At 48.3% G+C, this 26,029-nt stretch carries 21 protein-coding genes; 18 read left to right on the top strand and 3 right to left on the bottom strand.

Annotation, left to right across the window (positions count from 1 at the left end; translation table 11 throughout):
* Nucleotides 1–47 precede the first annotated feature (47 nt).
* From BN1938_RS22095 to BN1938_RS22085, 3 genes are read left to right on the top strand one after another with little or no spacing between them, the layout of a single operon-like run.
* Complete coding sequence (locus BN1938_RS22095; protein ID WP_050642546.1) at nucleotides 48–1,244, top strand: pyridoxal phosphate-dependent aminotransferase; 1,197 nt, start codon at nucleotides 48–50, stop codon at nucleotides 1,242–1,244.
* Nucleotides 1,245–1,264: 20 nt separating this feature from the next.
* Nucleotides 1,265–1,810, top strand: coding sequence for an NUDIX hydrolase (locus tag BN1938_RS22090; protein ID WP_050642545.1), 546 nt, complete (start codon nucleotides 1,265–1,267; stop codon nucleotides 1,808–1,810).
* Nucleotides 1,811–1,861: 51 nt separating this feature from the next.
* Nucleotides 1,862–2,401: a hypothetical protein gene (locus BN1938_RS22085; protein WP_050642544.1), complete on the top strand. Its 540-nt coding sequence runs from the start codon at nucleotides 1,862–1,864 to the stop codon at nucleotides 2,399–2,401.
* Nucleotides 2,402–3,202: 801 nt separating this feature from the next.
* Here the strand turns inward: BN1938_RS22085 and BN1938_RS22080 are convergent.
* Nucleotides 3,203–4,516: a polysaccharide biosynthesis protein gene (locus BN1938_RS22080; RefSeq protein ID WP_050642543.1), complete on the bottom strand. Its 1,314-nt coding sequence runs from the start codon at nucleotides 4,514–4,516 to the stop codon at nucleotides 3,203–3,205.
* Nucleotides 4,517–4,750: 234 nt separating this feature from the next.
* Here BN1938_RS22080 and BN1938_RS22075 point away from each other — a divergent pair, with 234 nt between their 5' ends.
* The 10 genes from BN1938_RS22075 (at nucleotide 4,751) to gpmI (ending at nucleotide 15,113) form a co-directional block, all read left to right on the top strand.
* Complete coding sequence (locus tag BN1938_RS22075; RefSeq protein WP_050642542.1) at nucleotides 4,751–5,209, top strand: RrF2 family transcriptional regulator; 459 nt, start codon at nucleotides 4,751–4,753, stop codon at nucleotides 5,207–5,209.
* A gap of 90 nt (nucleotides 5,210–5,299) precedes the next feature.
* On the top strand, nucleotides 5,300–6,496 hold the full coding sequence (gene nifS / locus BN1938_RS22070) for a cysteine desulfurase NifS (RefSeq protein ID WP_050642541.1): 1,197 nt from the start codon (nucleotides 5,300–5,302) through the stop codon (nucleotides 6,494–6,496).
* Between the two features lie 168 nt (nucleotides 6,497–6,664).
* The gene (gene nifU / locus BN1938_RS22065; RefSeq protein WP_050642540.1) at nucleotides 6,665–7,108 is read left to right on the top strand and encodes a Fe-S cluster assembly scaffold protein NifU; all 444 of its coding nucleotides are present in this window, start codon (nucleotides 6,665–6,667) and stop codon (nucleotides 7,106–7,108) included.
* A complete protein-coding gene (gene mnmA / locus BN1938_RS22060) occupies nucleotides 7,108–8,178 on the top strand; it encodes a tRNA 2-thiouridine(34) synthase MnmA (protein WP_050642539.1) in 1,071 nt (356 codons plus the stop codon). Before nifU ends, mnmA begins: the two co-directional genes overlap by 1 nt.
* Nucleotides 8,175–8,993: a histidinol-phosphatase HisJ family protein gene (locus tag BN1938_RS22055; RefSeq protein ID WP_050642538.1), complete on the top strand. Its 819-nt coding sequence runs from the start codon at nucleotides 8,175–8,177 to the stop codon at nucleotides 8,991–8,993. Before mnmA ends, BN1938_RS22055 begins: the two co-directional genes overlap by 4 nt.
* Nucleotides 8,994–9,144: 151 nt before the next feature.
* Nucleotides 9,145–10,158 (top strand): type I glyceraldehyde-3-phosphate dehydrogenase, encoded by a 1,014-nt coding sequence (gap, locus tag BN1938_RS22050; protein ID WP_025657727.1) that lies wholly within the window; start codon nucleotides 9,145–9,147, stop codon nucleotides 10,156–10,158.
* A gap of 160 nt (nucleotides 10,159–10,318) precedes the next feature.
* On the top strand, nucleotides 10,319–11,512 hold the full coding sequence (gene pgk, locus BN1938_RS22045) for a phosphoglycerate kinase (protein WP_050642537.1): 1,194 nt from the start codon (nucleotides 10,319–10,321) through the stop codon (nucleotides 11,510–11,512).
* A gap of 121 nt (nucleotides 11,513–11,633) precedes the next feature.
* Complete coding sequence (tpiA, locus tag BN1938_RS22040) at nucleotides 11,634–12,383, top strand: triose-phosphate isomerase (RefSeq protein WP_050642536.1); 750 nt, start codon at nucleotides 11,634–11,636, stop codon at nucleotides 12,381–12,383.
* Nucleotides 12,384–12,677: 294 nt separating this feature from the next.
* Nucleotides 12,678–13,499: an alpha/beta hydrolase gene (locus BN1938_RS22035; RefSeq protein WP_050642535.1), complete on the top strand. Its 822-nt coding sequence runs from the start codon at nucleotides 12,678–12,680 to the stop codon at nucleotides 13,497–13,499.
* Between the two features lie 75 nt (nucleotides 13,500–13,574).
* Nucleotides 13,575–15,113 (top strand): 2,3-bisphosphoglycerate-independent phosphoglycerate mutase, encoded by a 1,539-nt coding sequence (gpmI, locus tag BN1938_RS22030; protein ID WP_050642534.1) that lies wholly within the window; start codon nucleotides 13,575–13,577, stop codon nucleotides 15,111–15,113.
* 244 nt (nucleotides 15,114–15,357) lie between these two features.
* On the opposite strand, the gene BN1938_RS22020 is transcribed toward gpmI, so the two are convergent.
* Complete coding sequence (locus BN1938_RS22020) at nucleotides 15,358–16,542, bottom strand: winged helix DNA-binding domain-containing protein (RefSeq protein WP_050642532.1); 1,185 nt, start codon at nucleotides 16,540–16,542, stop codon at nucleotides 15,358–15,360.
* 318 nt (nucleotides 16,543–16,860) lie between these two features.
* On the opposite strand from BN1938_RS22020, the gene greA reads away from it, so the two are divergent.
* The 3 genes from greA (at nucleotide 16,861) to BN1938_RS22005 (ending at nucleotide 18,733) form a co-directional block, all read left to right on the top strand.
* Complete coding sequence (gene greA / locus BN1938_RS22015) at nucleotides 16,861–17,364, top strand: GreA/GreB family elongation factor (protein ID WP_050642531.1); 504 nt, start codon at nucleotides 16,861–16,863, stop codon at nucleotides 17,362–17,364.
* A 44-nt stretch (nucleotides 17,365–17,408) separates the two neighbouring features.
* Nucleotides 17,409–18,056, top strand: coding sequence for an HAD family hydrolase (locus tag BN1938_RS22010; RefSeq protein ID WP_050642807.1), 648 nt, complete (start codon nucleotides 17,409–17,411; stop codon nucleotides 18,054–18,056).
* Between the two features lie 416 nt (nucleotides 18,057–18,472).
* Nucleotides 18,473–18,733 carry a hypothetical protein gene (locus tag BN1938_RS22005; protein WP_050642530.1) on the top strand — a complete coding sequence of 87 codons (261 nt, stop codon included), beginning with the start codon at nucleotides 18,473–18,475 and terminating at the stop codon, nucleotides 18,731–18,733.
* Between the two features lie 265 nt (nucleotides 18,734–18,998).
* Here BN1938_RS22005 and BN1938_RS22000 read toward each other — a convergent pair whose 3' ends face one another.
* Entirely contained in the window at nucleotides 18,999–23,315 is a 4,317-nt protein-coding gene (locus BN1938_RS22000; protein WP_050642529.1) for a 2-hydroxyacyl-CoA dehydratase, read from the bottom strand.
* Between the two features lie 267 nt (nucleotides 23,316–23,582).
* Here BN1938_RS22000 and BN1938_RS21995 point away from each other — a divergent pair, with 267 nt between their 5' ends.
* Together BN1938_RS21995 and pyk are read left to right on the top strand one after the other, a co-directional pair.
* Complete coding sequence (locus BN1938_RS21995; RefSeq protein WP_050642528.1) at nucleotides 23,583–24,410, top strand: rhomboid family intramembrane serine protease; 828 nt, start codon at nucleotides 23,583–23,585, stop codon at nucleotides 24,408–24,410.
* Nucleotides 24,411–24,455: 45 nt separating this feature from the next.
* The gene (gene pyk / locus BN1938_RS21990) at nucleotides 24,456–25,892 is read left to right on the top strand and encodes a pyruvate kinase (RefSeq protein ID WP_050642527.1); all 1,437 of its coding nucleotides are present in this window, start codon (nucleotides 24,456–24,458) and stop codon (nucleotides 25,890–25,892) included.
* Nucleotides 25,893–26,029 lie beyond the last annotated feature (137 nt).

Here is a 26,029-nt window from a genome sequence, read left to right as displayed (position 1 = left end):
TTATTTATATTTTATATGTAGAATGTATGGAATTGGAGGATGTTAATATGTCACTTAGTTTATCAAGAAAGGCTGCGAGCGTGAAGCCTTCATCTACTTTGGCTATTACTGCGAAGGCAAAGGCTTTGAAGGCAGAGGGGATTGATATCGTTGGATTTGGAGCCGGCGAGCCGGATTATAATACTCCGGATAATATTAATGAGGCGGCTATCAGAGCCATTAAGGAAGGGTTTACGAAGTATACGCCCGCATCAGGAACTGTGGAACTGAAAAAGGCGGTTAGTGATAAGTTCAGAGAGTTTAATGGTCTTAACTACGAGCCAAATCAGATCGTGATCAGCAACGGGGGCAAGCATTCTCTGACAAATATTTTTGAAGTGCTTCTGAATCCGGGAGATGAAGTGATTATTCCTGCACCTTACTGGCTTACTTATCCGGAGATTGTGAAACTGGCTGATGGCGTTCCTGTATTTTTGTATGGCTCCAAGGATAATGGATATAAAGTAACTGCAAAGCAGATTCGTGAAGCTGTGACTGATAAGACAAAGGCTTTGATTTTAAATACTCCAAGCAACCCGACGGGCATGGTGTACTCAGAGGAAGAACTTCGTGCAATCGCTGAGATAGCTGTTGCAAAAGATTTTTATGTTGTAGCGGATGAGATGTATGAGTATCTTATCTATGATGGGAAGAAGCATGTGAGCATTGCTTCCCTTGGTGAAGAGATTTATAAAAGAACCATTACCTGCAGCGGAGTTTCCAAGAGCTATGCTATGACAGGCTGGAGAATCGGATATACAGGATCCGGCACAGAGATCGCCAAGATGATGGGCAGCGTGCAGTCCCATCAGACATCCAACCCGAATTCCATCGCGCAGAAAGCCGCATTAGAGGCACTGACAGGAGACCAGTCGGCGCTCGAAGAGATGAGGGTTGAATTTGATAAGAGAAGAAAATACATGTATGAGAGGATTTCGGCAATGCCGCTTCTGGATCTGCTGGAGCCGGAGGGAGCATTTTATGTGTTCGTAGATTTTACCAATGTCCTCGAAAAATCTTACAAGGGTCAAAAGATCGGTACTGCGGCAAAAGCAGCGGAGATTTTGATAGAAGATTACCAGGTGGCGGTTGTCCCCTGCGCTGATTTTGGGTTTGACAATTTTGTGCGTTTGTCTTATGCTATTTCTTTAGAAGCCATTGAAAAAGGGCTCGACAGAATAGAAAAGTTTGTGTCCTCACTGTAGGAACGAAAAAGGAGCATTTTATGAGCGGACAAATTAAAAGATTAAACCGGGAACTGAAGTTTAAAGGCAATATTATTGACTTTTACCAGGACACCATGGAGATTGACGGCGATCATACCGTGACCTGGGATTTTATCAAGCACAAGGGTGCGGCCGCGGTTGTGCCGGTCACCGATGACGGCAGAATCCTGATGGTGAAGCAGTACCGCAATGCGCTGGAACGTGATACACTGGAAGTCCCGGCCGGAGCCTTGGACAAAGAAGATGAGCCCGGGATTGTATGTGCAGGAAGGGAACTGGAGGAGGAAACAGGCTACCGGAGCGAGGATCTGGACTGGCTGATTACACTCCGTACAACAGTGGCGTTCTGCAATGAGAGAATCGAAGTCTACGTAGCCCGGAATCTGATTCCGTCAAAGCAGCATCTGGACGAGGATGAATTTATTGATTTGAAAGCTTATACAATAGAAGAATTAAAGGAAAAGATTTTTACTGGTGAGATACAGGATGCGAAGACTGTCTCCGCACTGCTTGCCTATGATTCGAAATACGGAAAAAGAGAATAAAAAAGAAACCCCGGCATATAATGAAATATCTTAGCAATAGGAGGAACGCCTGTGAAGATACTTCATACGAGGAAACAGCTGTTTGCTTTCTTCATGCCGGGTTTTTTATTAGGGATACTGTATGTGAATCTGATTATGAAGCAATATACAGCAGAACCCGGAATATTCAGCGACTATTTTTTAAAACAGTATCAGTCAGTCTCGATTGTGGCCGAGGAATACATATGGTATCTGATCAAGATTCGGGCCGTTCCGTTTCTCATCCTGCTGGGATTGGCATTCACAAAAATGCGGAAAGCGGCATCCATAGCATTTCTGGTATGGACGGGCTTTTCAAGCGGCATGCTCCTGTCAATGGCAGTTCTGAGCATGGGAATCAAGGGAAGTATCCTCTGTATCGTAGGAATCCTCCCCCAGTTCCTTCTCTATGTTCCAGCATACATGGTCATCATCTGGTACAGCTATACTTATCCCCAAAACAAATGGAATACACAGAAAAGTATATTTCTGGGACTCACCATGCTGGTGGGGATCATACTCGAAGCATACGTAAATCCTATACTTATGCAGGGGTATCTGGGGAGTTTGTAGGCGGAGGGGCGCCCCGGGAACCGGACATAGGGGCAGCTGGAAACGGGTTATGGCTGCAAGCTGGAGTAGAGTAAAAAGGAAGGACAACAGAGGCAACCTGGCCACATCACCCGAAGCCCGATGGCTTCGCGCGCTGGGGCCAGGAATTTTTGTGATTCGGAATCACAAAAATTACCTCTGTTGTCCTTCCTTTTTACTCAACTCCAGCTAACAGCCATAAGACGCTTCCAGCTGCCCCTATGTCCGGTTCCCGGGGCTTGGCTCATCCGGTCAGAAGTGCCCCATGCCCTGGGAGGGCAACGCTGACGGGGGCGGTGGATCGTACTGGCGGCGCGGTAGATGTTGGTAAGGAAAGGCGCGGCCCTATATTAGCTTTCTTATGGATGCACCCTACGCTAACCCAATTCCATACGCTGCCCCCGTTAGAAATCCCTCCCTAGAAGCGATGTATACCTGCCGACTTGATGAAGCCAAGCCTGCCTGGGATGGGGAACGGATGCCTCGGGAAAAAAAGCAGCGGGGGCTGGGAGTATAGAGCGCATGGTTTAGAAGTCCTTACGCAAAAGGAACCGCCCATGAGGGATGAAAAGTGATTTACCAAATCACTTTTCAGTACAACCTAAGACGGGAAAGCATCAGGCTTTCCCGTTGCATGTTGTACGTGCCCTCATGGGTGGTTTCTTTTGCGTTAGGACTTCTCCATAAGCGGGTTACTCCCAGCCCCCGCTGCTTTTTTTCCCGAGGCATTCGTTCCCCATCACAGGCAGGCGCCCCCTCATCCGTTCCCACGTCCCTCGCTCCCTATATTTCTTTTTTGAGTACGATTCCGGCGCAGATACTTACGATCAACTGGCTCGCCAGCATTCCCCAGAGGTATCCCTGGATTCCGAACAGAGGGATGGCTGCGAATACGCTGCCGATCCGGATGATCAGTCCGAGGGAGTTGATGAGGAAGGTGTAAGCCGTTTTGCCCAGGCCGTTGATGACGCTTAACAGAGCGGAGTTTGTGTATAAAAACGGGCACATCCAGGCCAGAGTGATGATGAATTTGCCAGCAGTGGAACTTCCGAACAGGACGGTACCCATCCAATTACCAAGGACCAGGAAAATGAAACAGCAGCTCAGGCCCAGGATGAAACAGGATCCGGCCACTTTTTTTATGATGTTGACCATGTCATCCCGGTTGTCTGTAGTCTGTATCTCTGCAACCGTGGGCATGAGCATGATGGAGATCGAACTGGTGATGGCAGATGGAAACAGGATACAGGGCAGGGCCATACCGGTCAGGACACCGTAGATGCTGAGCGCTTCACTGGTAGAATGGTTGTATAGCTGCAGCCGTGCGGGGATCGAGATGGCCTCGATACTTTGCAGAAGGTTGATCAGTACCCGGTTGGCGGTCAGCGGCAGTGACAGGGGCATCAATTCTCTGAAACGATGGACAAAATCTGTATATGTAATATTCAGGTGCGACAGGACATGACTGCTGCGCGTCAGGGACTTGGCGGCGTACAGGGCGGAGAGCATTTCACCGATGACGAGGCCGAGGACAGCGATCGTGATTGTAACATCGTCTCCTTTTTTCATTAGAATGAGGTAGAAAACATAGACAGAAATAATTCTGGTTACCTGTTCTACTACCTGGGAAAGGGCCGGGATTTTTGTTTCCTTCATGCCATAACAGTATCCGCAGATGCAGCTGTGGATGGCCGCGAACGGCAGTGCATAGGAGAGCGGAATCAGCAGAGGTTCACAGCGGGCGTCTCCCAGTAATTTTTCGGCTATGTAGGCTGCATTTCCCTGCAGGATTAAGACGCAGGCACAGGACAGCAGCACGGACAGGACGAGGCCGAGCATGAGGATCTGCCGGGCTTCTTTTTTTCGGCCAAGGGAGACCTTCTGGGCGACCGTCCTGGATATGGCGGTTTCCAATCCTGCGGCGGTGAGCGCAAAACAGAGTGAATAGACCGGAAAAATAAGCTGGTACAGGCCGACGCCTTCTTCACCGAATGTATGGCTCAGAAAAATCCGATAGAAGAATCCCATAAACCGGCACAGAAATCCGGTTGCGGTTAGAATAAAGGTTCCGCGTATGATGGTTTGTTTTCTGGACAAGGGTATCTCCTAAAAAAACATATTTTTACAACATATTCCTGTTTCCGTCTTGACAGAACTGAAAACGGGTGGTATTCTACAAAAGAAGAAATCCTAGTAAATTGATAGGGAATGAAATAGTAGGAATTAAAGTACTAGGGATTAAAACACTAGGAATTATTTAAGGGCTCTGTGGAATGCTAACAAAGGACAGAATCGGGTTGGCGGAGTATGATTCAGTAAGAAGGTGATGATTTGAAATTATCTACAAAAGGAAGATATGGTCTGCGTGCGCTGATTGACCTTGCGCAGTACAGTGAGAATGAGCCGGTTTCCATTACAAACATTTCGGACAGGCAGGGAATATCCGAACGGTATCTGGAGCAGCTGATGTCTATGCTGAAAAAAGCGGGACTGGTCAAAAGTATCCGGGGCGCCGGCGGCGGTTATGTGTTGGCAAAGAATTTGGAAGAGATATCCGTGGGCGATGTTCTGCGGGCCCTCGAAGGCAGCCTGGAGCCGGTAGAGTGTTCGGGACTGCATCCCGAGGAGGGCTGCAAAGCAGCGGACAGCTGCGTTACTAAATATGTATGGCAGCGCATCAACGAGAGCATCAATCAGACGGTCGATGAGATAAAGCTCGCCCAGCTGGTCGAGGAAAGCAAGAAGATGGGGTGCCAGGACATACATGGACAGACCGGATGTAAGAATTGAGGATTTTTATAGTCCTGCGTAAATAGAACAGGATGACCGCAGACAAAAACCGGACCAGCCGGCTGATACTTATAAGGAGGATGTATAAGAATGAATAAACTGATTTATTTGGATAATGCTGCAACCACAAAGACAGCACCAGAGGTAGTGGAGGCGATGCTTCCTTATTTTACGGAATATTACGGCAACCCGTCCAGCGTTTATGGATTTGCAGCTGCCAATAAGGATGTGATTACAAGACAGAGAGAGATCATCGCAGAGGCGATCGGTGCAAAAGGGAACGAGATCTATTTTACCGCAGGCGGTTCGGAAGCGGATAACTGGGCTCTGAAAGCATCTGCGGAGGCTTATGCAGGAAAGGGCAGACATATTATTACAACGAAGATTGAACACCACGCTATACTCCACACGGCGGATTTCTTGAAGAAAAACGGATTTGACGTGACATACCTGGATGTAGACGAGGACGGTACCGTGAAGTTGGATGAGCTGAAAGCGGCCATTCGACCGGATACCATATTGATATCTGTGATGTTTGCGAACAATGAGATCGGTACAATTCAGCCCATACGCGAGATTGGTGAGATTGCACATGAGCACGGGATCCTGTTCCATACGGATGCGGTGCAGGCTTTCTGCCAGGTGCCGATTGACGTGGATGCCTGTCATATTGATATGCTCAGTGCCAGCGCCCATAAGCTGAACGGGCCGAAGGGCATTGGCTTCTTATATATTAGAAAAGGCGTGAAGATCCGCTCCTTTATTCACGGCGGCGCGCAGGAGAGAAAGCGCCGTGCGGGCACGGAAAATGTGCCGGGCATTGTCGGTTTTGGCAAGGCGGTGGAGCGTGCGGCAGGTTCACTCAAAGAACGCACTGCAATAGAAAACGAGCTCAGAGACTATTTGATCGGAAGGATTGAAAAGGAGATACCTTACTGCAGGCTGAACGGCCACAGACAAAACAGGCTTCCGAATAATGTGAATTTTAGTTTTCGGTTTGTGGAAGGGGAATCTCTTTTGATCAAACTGGATATGAACGGGATCTGTGCATCCAGCGGTTCAGCCTGCACCTCAGGTTCTCTGGATCCGTCCCATGTGCTGCTTGCCATCGGGCTTCCCCATGAGATTGCACATGGCTCCCTGCGCATGACGCTGAGTGAGGAGACGACAAAAGAAGAGCTGGATTTTGTAGTAGAAAAGCTGAAAACTATCGTAGGGGAATTGCGAAATATGTCACCATTATATGAGGATTTTATAAAAAAACAAACGAGTACAGCACAGCACTAATCATTCAGCAATAAGCACCTGCTCTCTACGCCATAGCTGCACCTGCTTTCGCTGGACGTAGGAATTACTACACCGTCGCGAAAGCAGGCACAACTCTGACGCAGATATCAGGCACTTATTACTGAAAGATGAATGCACTGCGGTACCAGATAATAGGAGGAAGAATATATGTATTCAGAAAAGGTAATGGATCACTTTGAACATCCAAGAAATGTAGGGGAAATAGAAGGTGCAAGCGGAGTCGGCACCGTGGGAAATGCAAAATGCGGGGACATCATGCGGATTTATCTGGATATTGATGAAAACCAGATTATCCGTGACGTCAAGTTTAAGACTTTTGGCTGCGGTGCAGCGGTTGCGACAAGCAGTATGGCAACAGAACTGGTGAAGGGGAAGAATATCCAGGAGGCAATGCAGATTACGAACAAGGCGGTTATGGAAGCCCTGGACGGACTGCCGCCGGTGAAGGTGCACTGCTCCCTGCTGGCTGAGGAGGCAATCCATGCCGCGCTCTGGGATTATGCCGAGAAGAACGATATTAAAATAGAGGGCCTGGAAAAGCCGAAGTCAGATATCCATGAGGGTGAGGAAGAAGAGGAAGAGGAGTATTAATGAGCAAAGTAGTAGTCGGAATGTCCGGAGGAGTTGACTCCTCGGTAGCGGCTTATCTCCTGAAGGAACAGGGATACGACGTCATCGGAGTGACGATGCAGATCTGGCAGGATGAGGAGCGGGCTGTTCAGGAAGAAAACGGCGGATGCTGCGGCCTGAGCGCCGTGGATGATGCCAGGAGGGTGGCTGCGGATCTGGGGATTCCATATTATGTGATGAATTTTAAGCAGGAATTCAAAGAGCATGTGATTGATTATTTTGTGGATGAATACCGTAACGGCAGGACACCCAACCCCTGTATCGCCTGTAATCGGTACGTGAAGTGGGAGGCTTTGCTGCACAGGAGCCTGGCGATCGGGGCGGAGTACATTGCTACCGGCCATTATGCCAGGATAGTGAAACTGGACAATGGACGTTTTACACTGATGCGTTCCGCGACTCTTGCAAAGGATCAGACCTATGCGCTTTATAATCTGACCCAGGAACAGCTGAAACACACGCTGATGCCAGTGGGAGAATACACAAAGGATGAGGTGCGCCGGATTGCCGAAAAAATCGGCCTTATGGTTGCAAACAAGCCGGACAGCCAGGATATCTGTTTTGTTCCTGACGGTGATTATGCATCTTATATAGAAGAAACAGCAGGAATCAGGATGCCGGAGGGGAATTTTGTGAGCAGTGACGGTCGTGTGCTGGGACGGCACAAAGGCATTACCCACTATACGGTTGGACAACGAAAAGGTCTGGGGCTTGCCCTGGGATATCCCGCCTTTGTGCTGGAGATCCGCCCAAAGACCAATGAAGTGGTGATCGGTACAAACGAAGAGTCCCTGACCCATACGCTTCGGGCAGGAACGTTGAACTTTATGTCTGTAGAAGATTTGACGGAACCTTTACGAGTTTTTACAAAAATACGCTATAACCATAAGGGGGCATGGTGTATAATAGAGAAAACGGGAGACGATGAGGTGCTCTGCACTTTCGAGGAGCCGCAGCGGGCGGTGACTCCCGGACAGGCTGTCGTATTTTACGACGGCGAATACGTACTCGGCGGAGGGACCATTTTATGATAACCAGTGATTTTCACATGCATACTAACTTTTCGATTGACAGCGACATTTCCCCCAGGGACATGATAGAGGGCGCCCTGGCAAAGGGATTGACGACAATCTGTATAACGGACCATAACGACAAAGACTATCCGGTTCACGAGGATATTGGAATGGAGGGGTCCCTTTTCGATTTAGACAGATATTTTCAGGAACTGGGCTCGCTCAGGGAAGAATATGCGGACAGGATTGATGTGCGCATCGGGATTGAAATTGGGCTGCAGCCTCATCTGGGAGAATACTATAAAGAATTAGTCAGTCAATATCCCTTCGATTTTGTGATCGGTTCTGTCCATGTGGTAAACGGGGAAGATCCGTATTATCAGAAAATGTTTGAAACACGGACGGATGAAGACGCATACAGAGAGACATTTGAGGTAACACTGGAAGATATAGAGTCCGTGCAGGACTTTGATGTGCTGGGACATATTGATTATGTTGTGCGCTATGGAAAAAAACAGGCGCAGGAATACAGTTACCGGAAGTATGCGGATATTCTGGACGAGATCCTGAAAAAAGTGATTTCCATGGGGAAGGGGATCGAGATGAATATGGCCGGATTCAAGTACGGTCTCGGCTTCTGCCATCCGCATCCGGATGTGATCAGGCGGTACAGGGAGCTCGGCGGAGAGGTGATCACAATCGGCGCCGACGGGCACCGGCCGGAACACATTGCCTACGATTTTCAGAAGGCGGGGGACATCCTGAAGGGCTGCGGCTTTAAATACTACACAGAATTTAAGTCCAGAACGCCGATTTTTCAACAACTTCCATAAAAATATATTTAGCACTTGAATTTTTGTTCTTGATTTAGTACAATAAACCGTAGTTGATGAATCTTTAACAAACTTGAGGTTTGCTGAAGGTTTCACAATATAATGACTGTGTAACAGTTAACAACTTTCAAAACTTTAGGAGGAATTAATCATGGCAGTAAAAGTAGCGATTAATGGATTTGGACGTATTGGACGTCTCGCATTCAGACAGATGTTCGGAACAGAAGGGTATGAAGTAGTTGCAATCAACGACTTAACATCTCCGAAAATGTTGGCTCACTTATTAAAATATGACTCAACACAGGGAAAATATGCACTTGCTGACAAAGTAACAGCTGGTGAGGACTCCATCACAGTAGACGGAAAAGAAATCAAAATCTATGCTAAAGCTAACGCTGAAGAACTTCCATGGGGAGAGATTGGTGTAGACGTAGTTCTGGAGTGTACAGGCTTCTATACATCAAAAGCAAAAGCAGAGGCTCACATCAAAGCAGGCGCTAAGAAAGTAGTCATCTCTGCTCCGGCTGGAAATGACCTTCCTACAATCGTATATAATGTTAACCACGAGGAGCTGACAAAAGAGGACAACATCATCTCAGCGGCTTCCTGTACAACAAACTGTCTGGCACCGATGGCAAAAGCACTGAACGATCTTGCTGAGATCAAGACAGGTATCATGTGCACAATCCATGCTTACACAGGCGACCAGATGACACTTGACGGACCGCAGAGAAAAGGCGATCTGAGAAGATCACGTGCAGCTGCAGTGAATATCGTTCCTAACAGCACAGGCGCAGCTAAGGCAATCGGCCTTGTTATCCCGGCACTGAACGGCAAGCTGATCGGAGCTGCTCAGCGTGTTCCTACCCCGACAGGATCCACAACAATCCTGACAGCAGTAGTTGAAGGAACAGTAACAGTAGATCAGATCAACGAAGCTATGAAAGCTGCTTCCAACGAGTCTTTCGGATACAACACAGATGAGATCGTATCCAGCGACATCGTAGGAATGAACTATGGTTCTTTATTTGATGCTACTCAGACAATGGTACTGCCTCTGGACAACGGAACAACACAGGTACAGGTTGTATCCTGGTATGACAATGAGAATTCTTACACAAGCCAGATGGTAAGAACAATCAAATACTTTGGAACATTACTGTAAGTCGGTATTTCGGAAAATATAATCGGCAGATTAATTTCTAAAAAATAGACTCACAAAGGGTCCGGTCTTATATAGGGCCGGATCCTTTTTTTCATGAATTATAGGGGATAGTGTGACTGCTCTATCCCTAGAAGGTAATTATTAAACAGGAGGCAATAAGATGCTCAACAAAAAATCAGTAGACGATATTAATGTTAAGGGTAAAAAAGTTCTTGTAAGATGCGATTTTAATGTACCATTGATCGACGGAAAGATCACAGACGAGAACCGTCTTGTGGCTGCACTGCCGACGATTAAAAAGCTGGTGGCAGACGGCGGTAAAGTGATCCTTTGTTCCCACCTGGGCAAGCCGAAGGGACAGCCTCTTCCGGAATTATCACTTGCACCGGTCGCTGTCAGATTATCCGAACTGCTCGGACAGGAAGTAAAATTCGCAGCAGATCCTGAGGTTGTAGGACCAAATGCAAAGGCAGCAGTAGAGGCAATGAATGACGGAGACATCGTCCTTCTCGAGAATACCCGCTACAGAGCAGAAGAGACAAAGAACGGCGAAGCTTTCAGCAAAGATCTGGCATCTCTTTGCGATGTTTTTGTAAACGATGCATTCGGAACAGCACATAGGGCACACTGTTCAAACGTTGGTGTTACACAGTTTGTAGAGACCGCAGTAGTAGGATACTTAATGCAGAAAGAAATAGATTTCCTGGGCAATGCAGTAGAGAATCCGGCGAGACCTTTTGTTGCAATTCTTGGCGGAGCTAAGGTTTCCAGTAAGATTTCCGTTATCGAGAACCTTTTGGACAAGGTTGACACCCTGATCATCGGGGGCGGAATGTCTTACACATTCAGCAAGGCTCAGGGCGGAAGCGTCGGCAAATCTCTTCTGGAAGAAGATTACTGCCAGTACGCGCTGGATATGATCAAAAAAGCAGAGGAAAAGGGCGTGAAGCTTCTTCTGCCGGTTGACAATGTGATCGCAGATGATTTCTCCAATGATGCAAATACGAAAGTGGTAGGACGCGGAGAGATCCCGGATGGCTGGGAAGGACTGGATATCGGACCTGAGACTGCTAAATTATATGCAGACGAAGTGAAGAGTGCAAAGACTGTTGTCTGGAACGGACCAATGGGATGCTTCGAGATGCCGAACTTTGCGGCAGGAACAGAGGCAGTGGCAAAGGCGCTTTCAGAGACAGATGCAGTGACAATCATCGGCGGTGGTGATTCCGCAGCTGCAGTTAACCAGCTGGGATACGGCGACAAGATGACACACATCTCTACAGGCGGCGGAGCTTCCCTGGAATTCCTTGAAGGAAAAGAGCTTCCGGGCGTAGCGGCAGCAAACGACAAATAAAGGATCTATATTCCGGCAGGTTCGGAATGACAATACCACGCAGGGCATCCATAACACATGTCCTGTGGGCCGGGCTGCGGCAAAGCAGCAGAACAAATGAACGATAAAAGGAGACCATATCATGTCAAGAAAGAAAATCATCGCAGGTAACTGGAAAATGAACAAGACTCCAAGTGAGGCAGTAGCTTTGGTTGAGGAGTTAAAACCATTAGTGGCAAACGAAGAGGTTGACGTAGTTTTCTGTGTGCCGGCTATTGATATCGTACCGGTTGTAGAGGCTTCTAAGGGAAGCAATATTCAGGTTGGCGCGGAGAATATGTATTTTGAGGAGAGCGGCGCTTACACAGGCGAGATCTCTCCGGCTATGCTTGTTGATGCAGGGGTAAGATACGTTGTTCTCGGACATTCCGAGAGAAGAGAATACTTCGGTGAGACAAACGAAGACGTTAACAAAAAAGTGCTGAAAGCATTTGAGCACGGTATCACACCTATCATGTGCTGCGGTGAGACACTGGAGCAGAGAGAACAGGGCGTGACCATGGATTTTATCCGCCAGCAGGTTAAGGTTGGGCTCCAGAATGTTACTGCTGACCAGGCTAAGACCGCAGTGATCGCTTACGAGCCGATCTGGGCAATTGGAACAGGAAAGACTGCTACAACAGAGCAGGCTCAGGAAGTATGTGCAGGAATCCGTGCATGCATCGCTGAAGTTTATGATCAGGCTACAGCAGAGGCGATCCGTATTCAGTACGGCGGATCTGTAAATGCTGCAACAGCTCCGGAATTATTTGCACAGGCTGATATCGACGGAGGACTTGTGGGCGGTGCATCTCTGAAAGCAGATTTCGGTAAGATTGTCAACTATAAATAATTCGCAAGTGCAGATATTTGGCTACTATTCACGGGGCCGTGTACCTTGCTACACGGCATCCGAGCCAATAAAGTGATGGGGCCTGGCATCTGGCTCCTCGCTGCAGGCGATTTTAAATGAGTCAGATGCCGTTACTATGCGCGGCCCATAGGCCGTGAATAGTAACGATAATTGCGGTACTGGCTGTCGTATGAGGACGGATACCGCAGGGAAGGGAATCGTGGGGAGCGCAGGGAAAGCTCGCCACGATTTTCTTGCGATAGGGGAGATCACGCACAAAGCAGGAGGCTGAATATGCAGTATGAAGTAATTCCGATCCGGGCGGACGGATCCGCTGAGGATACAAAGTTTTATGCATATATTTTAAAGAGCTCTATGGATTTTCAAGGGGATGTTTACCGTCCCATGGTGATTCTCTGTCCTGGCGGCGGATATGAGATGACCAGTGACAGAGAAGCTGAACCGATTGCCATGCGTCTTTTGAGTATGGGCTATCATGTGGGTATTCTGCGGTATACCGTGGCGCCTGCGCGGTTTCCGACTGCGCTGCTGGAGCTGGCAGAGGTGATGAAGCTGCTGCACACAAACTGCGAAAAATGGCACGTAGATACGGACAAGATCTTTATACAGGGTTCGTCGGCAGGCGGACATCTGGCCGCCAGTCTGGGGGTATTCTGGAATCAGCCGTTTCTTTGTGAATTGTCGGGGACAACTCCGGAGATACTGAAACCATGTGGAATGATTCTGTGTTACCCGGTGATCACATCGGAAGAAGAATACGCCCATGAGGGCAGCTTCAGGAGCCTGCTGGGAAACCGGTATGAAGAACTGAAGGACAGGGTTTCCATTGAGAAGCAGGTGACATCCGCTACACCTCCATGTTTTATATGGCATACATTTACAGATGAGACCGTGCCGGTTGAAAATGCGCTGCTCTTTGTTCAGGCGCTCAGGAAGGCAGGAGTGTCCACGGAGTTTCATATGTATTCTGCCGGTGAGCACGGGCTTTCCCTGGGGGACCAAACGAGCGCAAGGGCGGATGGCAGCATGATCTGCGAACCGGTGCAGTCCTGGATCCATCTGCTTGAGACCTGGCTGAAGGGGATGACAGATTAGATTTGCAAAATCCGGAGAAACAAGGTACAATAGGTTCCGGAATACAGAAATTAGTTAACAATGAAGGAGAATAATATGAGCAAAAAACCAACGGTATTAATGATATTGGATGGATATGGATTAAATGACAATACGAACGGTAATGCGGTAGCGGAGGGCAGAACCCCTGTCATGGATAAACTGATGGCAGAGTGCCCCTTTGTGAAAGGAAATGCGAGCGGTCTGGCGGTAGGCCTTCCCGACGGCCAGATGGGAAATTCAGAAGTAGGACACCTCAACATGGGCGCAGGAAGAATTGTATATCAGGATCTGACGAAGATTACAAAAGCAATCCAGGACGGCGATTTTTTTGAAAACAAGGCGCTTCTTGCGGCTTGTGAGAATGTAAAAAAGAATGGCTCGGCCCTGCATATGTTCGGCCTTGTCTCAGACGGCGGCGTACACAGCCATAATGAGCATATCTACGGTCTGCTGGAGCTTGCTAAGAAACAGGGCATCGAAAAAGTATATGTACACTGTTTCCTGGACGGCCGAGACACGCCTCCCGCATCCGGCAAGGACTATGTAGAACAGTTGGAAGCAAAGATGAAAGAGATCGGTATCGGGGAAGTTGCAAGCGTGATGGGACGCTACTATGCAATGGACAGAGACAACCGTTGGGACAGAGTGGAAAAGGCATATAAAGCCCTTGTAAACGGAGAGGGAGAGACTGCGGCATCGGGTCCGGAAGGAATCCAGGCATCTTATGATGCAGATAAAACAGACGAATTCGTCCTTCCGACGGTTGTCATGAAGGATGGTGCTCCGGTTGCAACGATCAAAGATAACGATTCCGTGATCTTCTTCAATTTCCGTCCTGACCGTGCAAGAGAAATCACAAGAACATTCTGTGATGACAACTTTGAGGGATTTGACAGAGGCCCGCGCATTAAGACGGTATTCGTTTGTTTCACTGACTACGATGTGACAATTGGAAATAAACTGGTAGCCTTTGGAAAGGATGAGATCACCAATACATTCGGGGAGTTCCTGGCTAAGAACCACATGACGCAGGCGCGTATTGCCGAGACCGAAAAATATGCACATGTTACCTTCTTCTTCAACGGCGGCGTTGAGGAACCAAACGAGGGGGAAGACAGAATCCTTGTAAAATCCCCGAAGGTTGCAACCTATGACCTGAAACCAGAGATGAGCGCTTATGAAGTATGTGATAAGCTGGTGGATGCAATCAAATCCGGCAAATACGATGTGATAATCATCAACTTTGCAAATCCTGACATGGTAGGACACACGGGAGTTGAAGCCGCTGCCGTGAAAGCGATTGAGGCAGTGGATGAATGTGTGGGTAAAGCGGTAGATGCCGTCAAAGAAGTCAATGGCCAGATGTTTATCTGCGCAGATCATGGGAATGCAGAACAGCTGATTGATCAGGAGACAGGCGAGCCGTTCACTGCGCACACGACGAATCCGGTGCCGTTCATATTAGTCAATGCAGACCCGGCATACAGCCTCAGAGAGGGCGGATGCCTGGCGGATATCGCACCAACACTTATCGAAATGATGGGGATGGAGCAGCCTCAGGAAATGACTGGGGAATCTTTGCTTGTAAGATAGGGACGCCTGCCGTGGAACCGGACGGGGACGCGTCGGAAAGGGGCAGCTGCAGGTCTTTGGAAGGGCATACATGTCATTTCAAAGGCCTGCGGCTGCCCCTTTCTGGCGCGTCCCCGCCCGGTTCCACGGCAGGCTGGCTCATCCTGCAGGAAAGTTTAGGGCATTTTTGGCTGGGGGCTGGAGCGGGGGAGGCAGATGTTTTTGGATGGACAGGGATGGATTTTTGTTGGGGGAGGTTTTGGAATTAATCGTTATCGTCCAGGGATGTTAGTTTTAGCTGGCGAAATTTGGCGTATTTTTCAGCTTCTTGCTGTAGGATGGTGCGGCAGGGGAGGGGGGACCATTGGGTTATTTTTATTTCCATGGCGCTGCCTTTTTTTCGGCTTGTCCAGATTCCTATGATTTCGCCGCGGTATACGATGACTCCGGGATTGGAGACATATTTCCATATGTTTTTGTGCAGGGATTTGTCCGGCAGGAGTATGGATCTGTCACGTTGATCAAGGAACGGATCGTGGGCTCCCAGGAGGAGCAGTTCTCTTTCGAGAGGAAGGGGATTGATAAGCTGTTCTTTATCTTCGGACAGAATAAATGCTTTTTTTTCTGCGATTTTGACCGGTTCTATTTCCTCTTTAACGGAATCCCACAGGCGTTTTCCCTGTGTTCTGGAGCAGCCCAGCCAGCTCACAAAGGAATCGGGGGTTGCGGGGCCATAACAGTGCAGGAACTTTCTCACCAATTTTTTTGCCGCATCGCCGTTGGACTGAAGTGTGTGTCCGGACCAGTTTTTGTAGGAAGTAAAAGAGGGGCTGATCCCGCTGCGTTTCCCAAATACAACCAGTCCGTGAAAGGAACAAGGCCTCAGCAGAAACGAAACGACAGCGCCGCCTACCGTCTGCTTGTCTGGATTCCCATACATAGAGGGATGGTTCCATAATTCCTGTTTACAGGCAGGCAGCAGGGGCAGCATCCATTCAGCCAGAGTCTGATCCAGCGAAGTCTTACTCACGATCACGCAGCCATCCAGTCCCGGTATGACGCGCAGCAGCAATCCGAGCAGTTCCTCAAAAGGAATCCCCAAATAATCAAGGGCCAGTCCAATCCCCTGGGTATAAATCCATGGTTCATCCTCCTGGGGAAGCAGTGCGGAAAGAAAAACATCACTTTCTGAAGCAGGAAAAATAAAAGGCGCCCCGCGAAAACTCCAGGCCTGCAGAAGCCGCCGTTTCATGTAAAGCAATTCCTCCAAATCCTCTAACCGGCATTCCGAAACACGATTAAAAAGCGAAGTTTCCCAGCTCCCCGGAGGTGAATTCTGAATCCCACAGGCACCAGCCAGAGCCTCCGCATCCTCTATTCCATAAAAACAATCCAAATGATGCCCCCGCAGCCTAAAAATCCGAGCCTGTTCCACACAAATCTCAGTCATTCAAAATCATCTCCCTATCAAATACTTAAATTCATTATATCACATAACCAAGGGCCAATAACTATTCATACAGAAACAAATATAAGTCAATTACATCAATCCCCATTAATTAAGCAGCTGGAATAATGACCATTATTATTAAGATACAACGTGTGCTGCATTTATAACTACAAGCTAAGATAATAAACCAATCCACCCAACTAACTAAACGGCTGACGCCCCTTCGCACCAAAAAGTAAAATTTTTGTTTAACCCTCCTGTATTTTAGTGTATAATTATTTGGTATCTATTTAATTTTTGAAAGAGGATGAAATACCAATGTATGATAAATTAACCAAGAGTGACGTTAAGAAGATCCAGGAGGAGATTGAACACCGGAAGTTGGTCGTGCGCCGTGAGGCTATCGAAGCTGTGAAGGAAGCGCGGGCCCACGGGGATCTGAGTGAGAATTTTGAGTACCATGCTGCAAAGAAGGATAAAAATAAGAATGAGAGCCGTATCCGTTATCTGGAAAGAATGTTAAAGACTGCCGTGATTGTGGATGATACTTCCCGCGACGATGAAGTCGGTATTAATAATACGGTAGAGGTCTACTGTGAAGATGACGATGAAGTAGAAACGTACCGGCTGGTTACATCGGTGCGAGGCAGTTCGATAAACGGCCTGATTAGTATCGAATCTCCGATAGGGAAAGCAATACTGGGCCGCAGGGTGAACGATAGGGTATATGTGAAGGTGAATGAGGACTACGGGTATTATGTGGTGATACGCAGTATCCTTAATACACAGAACGACGAAGAGGATAAGATAAGAAGCTTCTAAAAAGGGTTAGAAATGCGGGTTTCCGCATAGTGGAGGACTGAATGATGGAGATTAAGACAGTTTTGTTTGACCTGGATGGTACTTTGACGGATTCCGGGCCGGGAATTATGGCAGGGGTACAGTATGCACTAAAAAAATATGGAATGGAAGTAGATGACCTTTCCAGGCTGCGCTGTTTTATCGGGCCTCCTCTTAAGGAACAATTTCGGGAATTTTGTGGGTTTTCCGAGGAGGAAGGAGCCCGGGCGGTGGAGTATTACCGGGAATATTACCGGGATAAGGGAATTTTTGAAAATGAAGTCTATGATGGCATACCGGAACTACTGCAGGAATTAAAGGCTGCTGGCCTGAAGGTTATAATGGCAACCTCGAAGCCTGAAACATTTGCGGTTACGATTGCAGAACATTTTGGAATCAGCAGGTATTTTGATTTTATCGGCGGCAGCCTTATGGATGGAAGTCGGACAAAAAAGTCGGAAGTCATTGAGTATGTTCTGGATGAAGCGGGAGTTTATGAACGGAGCACTGTGCTGATGATCGGAGATCGGGATTATGATATTCTGGGGGCAAAAGAGGCCGGCGTACATTCAATGGGAGTTTTATACGGCTACGGTTCACGGGAAGAACTAATGGCGGCGGGGGCGGACTTTATCGTGGAGGAGCCTCAGGATGCTCTTAGATATATCGTATAATGCCGTATATATTCCCAAATGAGCCATTGGAAATTCAAAAATACCAAGCATTGCATAAATAGAAGTAATTCATTATACTATAGTTATGATACTGATGTTTCATGATAGTTGATGAGGTGCCATATGGAATTTGTAAGAAAAATTGTTGATGCAAGTAGTCTAATGAAAATAGAATAATCTGTGTAATAAAGTCTGCCATTATGTAATGAAGGCAGACTTTATTGCTTGAATTGATATTTATCGTGGCCTTGACATGCGGGTGCGCGAGAAAATTTAATTTTTAATTAGACGAAATCATTAAAAATTGTGGATGGATTTTACAGAAATTTATCATTTGGAGAAGCATAAATTTTACAGGAATTCCTTACAATAGAGACAACAGAAAATACATTTGTTTCAGATTGTGAGGGATATATATGTACAAAGGATTATGGACTCTGATTGAAAGGTATGCGGACGAAGAATCTGCGGCGGGGCTTTATCTTGCGGCAAATATTATCTGCTGGACTGCGGGAACGATCCTGCTCGGCCTTGCTGCGTCAGCCCTGATGCAGAAAAGTATTGTCCTGGTACTGGTGGATATCGTATGTGCTGGAGCATATGCAGGAATCATTTTCGGGCTGATCGGAGGAATTTTATATTTGCAGAGAAGAGAAGGCAGTGGAAACAGGCAATAATCTTTATAAAGAAGTAAGGCGCGAAAAGACCTTGCCAACTATATTTATATACACACATAAGTGGCCAAAATACGGACACTTAGTGCTCAACAGTTACTGTAAAATACAAAAAAGACACCTCCTTCGTATAGGCCGTAATACAGCCTGTTTACGAGGATGGTGTTTTTTGTCTGTGCAAAAAATAAAATGGGCAGCCCCTTCATTTATAAAGGGGCTGCCCGAAAGTGCACCCGTCAGGCACGGTCTGCCTCGGAAGGGAAATCTGTTAGATCCCGCTCATAGCAGCGGCGCCGACAGGCTTTGCCGCTTCCTTACTCGGAGCCTCCTGCTTTTCTTCGGCCTCCGCTTCCATATTTTTATTGGCCGTGGAGAGCATGAGTTTAATCCGGTTCAGCTGATTCACTTCACTGGCGCCCGGGTCAAAATCGATTGCAACCACATTGGACTGCGGATACAGGCGGCGCAGCTCCTTGATGACACCCTTTCCGACCACGTGATTCGGGAGGCAGGCGAACGGCTGTGTACACACGATATTGCCTGCGCCGCTGTGGATCAGTTCCAGCATCTCCCCGGTCAGGAACCATCCCTCACCGGTTTGGTTTCCGATGGAAACGATGTCGGATGCCATTCTGGCCAGATCCTCGATATGCGCTGGCGGATCGAAATGGCGGCTGTCCCGGAACGCATTAGTTGCCGGTGAGCGGAACCATTCTACAGCCTTGATACCCAGATTACCCACGGTAGCCTTGGATTTCTTAAAGCCCAGGTGCGAAACCTTGAAATTTTGGTTATAGAAGCAATACAGTAAAAAGTCCAGCAGATCCGGTACGACGGCCTCTGCACCTTCGCTTTCCAGAAGGTCCACAAGATGATTATTGGCAGCCGGCAGGAACTTTACTAAGATCTCGCCCACGACGCCGACACGGGGCTTTTTGATATCCAGGGTCTCGATCGTATCAAAATCATGGATAATTTCCCGGCAGAGTTTTTTGAATCTGCGCCTGGAAGGGTAGCCGCTGGATACAAACTCTTTACATACCTTCAGCCATTTCTGATGTACGGCGTTCGTGGTACCGGGCACCTTTTCGTAGGGACGCATCCGGTAGACACACTTCATGAAAATGTCGCCCAAAGTAGCCGCATACACGCCGCGCAGGGCAAGCGCCGGGGTAATCTTGAAGCCGGGGTTCCCCTCCAGGCCGCTCAGATTGATGGAAATAACAGGGATATGCGCATATCCCGCCTTTTTCAGTGCGCGCCGGATGAAACCGATATAGTTGGATGCGCGGCACCCGCCTCCGGTCTGGCTGATGATGACTGCCAGGTGGTCTGTATCGTATTTTCCGGATAAAATGGCTTCCATAATCTGCCCTACAACCATCAGAGAGGGGTAGCAGGCGTCATTGTTTACATATTTGAGCCCCACATCTACTGCCTGTTTATTGTCATTGGGCAGTACCTCCACCTTGTAACCGGATGCCTGGAATGCAGGTTCCAGCAGATCAAAATGCATCGGTGACATCTGGGGGCAGAGAATGGTGTGTGTCTTTCTCATTTCCTTTGTAAACGGCACTTTTTCAATGGATGCAGGATGAATTTCCCGTTTTGTTTTGCGCTGCTCCCTTACACGGATCGCCGCAAGCAGTGAACGCACGCGGATTCTGGCGGCTCCCAGGTTGTTGACCTCGTCTATCTTCAGGGAGGTATATATTTTATCCGAACGGGTCAGGATCTCGGCAACCTGATCGGTTGTAACCGCATCCAGCCCGCATCCGAAGGAATTCAGCTGGATCAGGTCCAGATTCTCTTTCGTTTTCACATAATTGGCGGCGGCATAGAGCCGTGAGTGATACATCCACTGATCCATGACGTTGAGCGGTCTTTCCACCTGCTGGAGATGGGAGACAGAGTCTTCGGTGAGAACGGCTATGTTATAGGAATTGATCAGCTCCGGCAGCCCGTGGTTTACTTCCGGGTCAATGTGATAAGGACGGCCCGCAAGTACGATTCCACGGTTTCCCGTCTCATCCAGGAAACGGATGGTCTCTTCCCCTTTTCGCTTCATATCCTCGCGGCAGGCGGTCATCTCCGTCCAGGCTTCGTGAACGGCGGTGCGGATCTCGCCCTCCGGGATGGAGAACTTGCCGGAAAGCTCTTCTGTCAGCCTGCTATGTAATGTCTCCTCGCTCTGGAAGGAGAGGAACGGGTGGATAAAATCCACTTCCCCGTCAACAATCGCATCCATATTGTTCTTGATGTTTTCAGGATAAGAGGTTACGATCGGGCAGTTATAATGATTGTTCGCATCTTCAAATTCATTCCTCTCATAGGGAACGGAAGGGTAGAAGATATGCCGCACTCCCTGGTCAATCAGCCACTGGATATGGCCATGGGCCAGCTTGGCCGGGTAGCATTCGGATTCACTCGGAATGGATTCGATTCCGAGCTCATAAATCTTCCGCGTTGAAGCGGGGGAGAGAACAACCCGGAATCCCAGTCTGGTAAAGAAGGTAAACCAGAACGGGTAATTCTCATACATATTGAGCACCCGGGGAATTCCGATGGCGCCGCGCTTTGCCTCTGTATCTTCCAGCGGCGTATAGCCGAAATAACGTTCGCTTTTGTAGTCAAACAGGTTCGGCAGTTTATTGACAGACTTTTCTCTTCCGAGTCCCTTTTCACAGCGGTTTCCTGTGATAAATCTGCGGTTTCCGCTGAAATGGTTAATGGTCAGGCGGCAGTTATTCGTGCAGCCCTTGCACTTGGTCATGGTAGTGGTATACTCCAGGGCCTCGATCTCATCGATTGGGAGCATGGTAGTACCTTCACACTCCACATAGCGTTCCCTGGCGATCAGGGCGGCCCCGAAAGCGCCCATGATACCTGCGATATCCGGGCGGATTGCTTCACAGTCTGCGATCTTTTCAAAGCTCCGCAGCACGGCATTGTTATAGAAAGTTCCTCCCTGCACCACAATATGGTTTCCAAGCTCAGAGGCATCGGAAACCTTAATTACCTTAAATAGTGCATTTTTGATGACAGAATAGGCAAGACCTGCGGAAATATCGGCTACCTCGGCCCCTTCCTTCTGCGCCTGTTTTACTTTGGAATTCATGAAAACGGTGCAGCGTGTGCCGAGGTCGATGGGATTTTTGGCATACAAAGCTTCCTGTGCAAAATCCTCCACAGAATAATTCAGGGATTTTGCAAAGGTTTCGATAAAGGAGCCGCAGCCGGAAGAGCAGGCTTCGTTGAGCTGTACACTGTCTACGGTCTGGTTCTTGATCTTGATGCACTTCATATCCTGTCCGCCGATGTCCAGGATGCAGTCCACATCCGGTTCAAAGAAAGAGGCAGCATAATAGTGTGATACGGTCTCCACCTCCCCTTCGTCCAGAAGAAGAGCGGCCTTGATCAGAGCTTCGCCGTATCCGGTGGAACAGGAATGTACAATCTCCACATCCTCCGGCAGCTGGCTGTAGATATCCTTGATGGCGCGGATTGTGGTTCCGAGCGGATCCCCTTCGTTATTGTTATAAAATGAGTACAGAAGAGTTCCATCCTCCCCGACCAGGGCAGCCTTAGTCGTTGTGGATCCCGCGTCGATTCCGAGAAAGGCCTTTCCCTGGTAGGAGGCAAGATCTTTGACGGGCACCTCGTGTTTTGCATGGCGTTCGATAAAAGCGTCGTATTCCGCCGTTGTGGCGAAGAGCGGTTCCATCCGGTCTACTTCAAATTCCATCTTGATCTTGCCGGCAAGGCGCTCCTGGAGTTCACGGAGCGCTACATTGACATCTTTCTTAGAACTTAGCGCGGAGCCGATGGCCGCAAACAGATGGGAGTGTCCCGGGGCAATCGTATGCTCATCGTCCAGCTTCAGAGTACGTACAAAAGCGGTTCGCAGCTCCGAGAGAAAATGCAGCGGGCCGCCCAGAAACGCGACATGTCCCCGGATTGGCTTCCCGCATGCAAGTCCGCTGATTGTCTGGTTTACCACCGCCTGGAAAATAGAGGCCGCCAGGTCTTCCTTGGCTGCGCCCTCATTAATCAGGGGCTGGATATCCGATTTTGCAAATACGCCGCAGCGTGCGGCAATCGAGTACAGAGCCTTATAATTCTTGGCGTAATCATTTAAGCCGGCGGCATCGGTCTGTAAAAGAGAAGCCATCTGGTCGATAAAGGAACCCGTACCCCCGGCGCATACGCCGTTCATACGCTGTTCCACACTGCCGCCTTCAAAATAAATAATCTTGGCATCCTCGCCGCCCAGTTCGATGGCAACATCCGTCTGTGGAGCATAATCCTGCAGAGCGGTAGAGACCGCGATTACCTCCTGGACAAAAGGAACTGCCAAATGTTTGGCCAGCGTCAGGCCGCCGGAACCGGTGATAACCGGTGAGACACGGATGGGCCCCAGTTTGTAAATGGCTCTTCCCAGCAGGTCGGAAAGCGTCTCCTGTATATTTGCGTAATGCCGCTCATAATCGGAAAAAAGCACTTCATTGTTACTGTTCAGGATTGCAATCTTAACCGTAGTGGAGCCAATATCAATTCCCAAAGTATGTAAATCGTTTATATTCATAGTATTTCCCTCATCCTTTGAAGCATTATATGTCAGTTACTTCTTATTTAATGTGATTTATGTTTTTACAACAATTTACATTATACGACATGATCGAAAAAAAGACAATTGTTATTATTAAGCGGGCTGCTGGAATATTCGGACAAAGTTTATAATATTTAACAAATTCCTAACGTTAAAAAAGCTAACATATGTTTGACAAACACTCGGCAGGACTGTACAATTACTTCATGTAACAGTAAAAAAATTATAAGGAGTAGATGATCATTGAATTGGTTAAATAAGTTAGAAAGAAAGTTCGGACGTTATGCCATACACAACCTGACGATGTACCTGATCGGCGGTTATGTGATTGGGTATGGTATCAGGATGTTTGTGCCAAACCTGCAGTACATGCTGACACTGGAGCCGGGAATGATCCTGCAGGGGCAGGTATGGAGACTGATTTCCTGGGTCTTGATAGCGCCCAGCGGCAGCATATTTACACTCGTTATTATGGCGCTGCTGTACTATTCTCTTGGAACTGCGCTGGAGCGTGCATGGGGAGCGTTCCGGTATAATGTATACATTTTTTCAGGCATTCTCTTTACCGTAATCGGGGCATTTGTGCTGTATCTGATCACAGGCGGCATGGTAGGCATGGGCGGAGCCTTCAGCACATATTATATTAATATGTCAATTTTCCTGGCATTTGCAGTCAGCTATCCGAATATGGAGCTGCTCCTGTATTTTATTCTTCCCATTAAGATGAAGTGGATGGCCTATGTTTATGGGGCGATTATCCTGTATTCTCTGGTGAAGGGCAATATTGCGACACGGATTGTAATCATTGCATCCCTTTTAAATTTTGTGGTGTTCTTCCTGTCCAGCAGGAATGTGAAGCCATATACTCCAAAGGAGAAGAAAAGAAAAGCAGACTTCAAAAAACAGTCCCGCCCCCATATGACATACCCCAACGGCGCACGTCACAGATGTGCGGTTTGCGGCCGTACAGAGCTGGATGATCCGACCCTGGAGTTCAGGTTTTGTTCAAAATGCAAGGGGAATTATGAATACTGCCAGGATCATTTGTTTACACACCAGCATGTACAGTAAGCGGTATGGACTGATTTGAGTGATATATCAAGAAGGAGACATAAAATGAAGAAAACAAAAGTAGTATGTACAATGGGGCCTAATACGAATGACAGAGAACTGATGCGGACGCTGATCAAAAACGGTATGGATGTTGCCAGATTTAATTTTTCACATGGTGACCATGCAGAGCATAAATGCAGAATGGACATGCTTAAACAGCTGCGCGAGGAGGAACGTGCAAATACGGCGATCCTCCTGGACACAAAAGGACCTGAGATACGTACCGGAGTGCTGAAAGACGGGAAAAAGGTGCAGCTTGAAACCGGAAGCACTTTTACTTTGACGATTGATGAGATAGAGGGCAGCAATAAGAGAGTATCCATCACCTACACGGGGCTTGTGGAAGACGTGGATAAAGGTAAAATTATACTGATTGATGACGGCCTGATTGGGCTGGAGGTTGTGAGCAAGACAGAGCGGGATATCATCTGCACCGTGATCAACGGAGGGGAGCTGGGAGAACGCAAAGGCGTGAATGTACCGAATGTACCGGTAAGGCTTCCGGCAATCACAGATAAGGATAAAGAAGATATCAAATTCGGGGTCGAACAGGATGTAGACTTTATTGCCGCATCCTTTGTCAGAAATGCAGAATGCGTGCTGGAGATCAGAGCCTTTTTGAAGGAACTGGATGCTCCGTTTATTCCGATCATTGCCAAGATAGAGAATGCAGAGGGGATTCAGAATATCGATGAGATCATACGCGCTGCGGACGGGATTATGGTAGCCCGCGGAGACTTGGGCGTGGAGATTCCCGCAGAGGAAGTTCCGTATCTGCAGAAGATGATGATCCAGAAGTGCAACAATAATTTCAAGACCGTTATTACCGCAACCCAGATGCTGGACTCCATGATCCGCAATCCGCGTCCTACAAGGGCCGAGGTTACAGATGTGGCAAATGCAGTCTATGACGGTACAGATGCTGTCATGCTTTCAGGAGAGACCGCACAGGGCAAATATCCGGTGGAGGCCCTGCAGATGATGGTGCATATTATCGAGAATACGGAGCAGCACCTGGATTATGAAACCATGCTGGAAAAGGCAGGGGATCATCTTCGCAGCGGCGTATCAAGTGCGATCGGATATTCTTCCGTGCTGGCGGCGGCGAACCTGAATGCGAAATGTATTATTACGCCCTCCGTGTCCGGCGCTACGGCAAGGGTGGTTTCCAATCTAAAACCCAGGCAGGAGATACTGGGTGTGACTCCGAATGAGAGGACTCTGCGGAGGATGTCGATCTATTGGGGCGTAAGGCCGCTGAAGTCTTTGGAATTCGATACCACGGAGGATATCTGCGACGGGGCTATCGAGCTGGCGCTTGTGAAACAGTATATTGAAGTGGGCGATGTCGTCGTGCTGACGGCGGGGATACCTTCCCCTAGTGTGAAGAAAGAAAAAAGCGGGGTTAGCAACATGATGAGGATTGCTACGATCGAGTAGGATTTTGGGGACGGATGTGGGGCGATGAGAGTACGCCCGCCGCAAGCGTGACAGGCTGGGACTGCCGGGGAAGTCTCCGGTGGTTTTGATGGCTGGCCGTTTGCGAACGAGCCCTAACAGGAAAAAAGGAGAATTTT

This window comes from Eubacterium sp. SB2, from assembly GCF_001244405.1.
Taxonomy (GTDB): Bacteria; Bacillota; Clostridia; order Lachnospirales; family Lachnospiraceae; genus Faecalicatena; species Faecalicatena contortus_B.
This window is presented reverse-complemented; position numbering and strand designations above follow the sequence as displayed.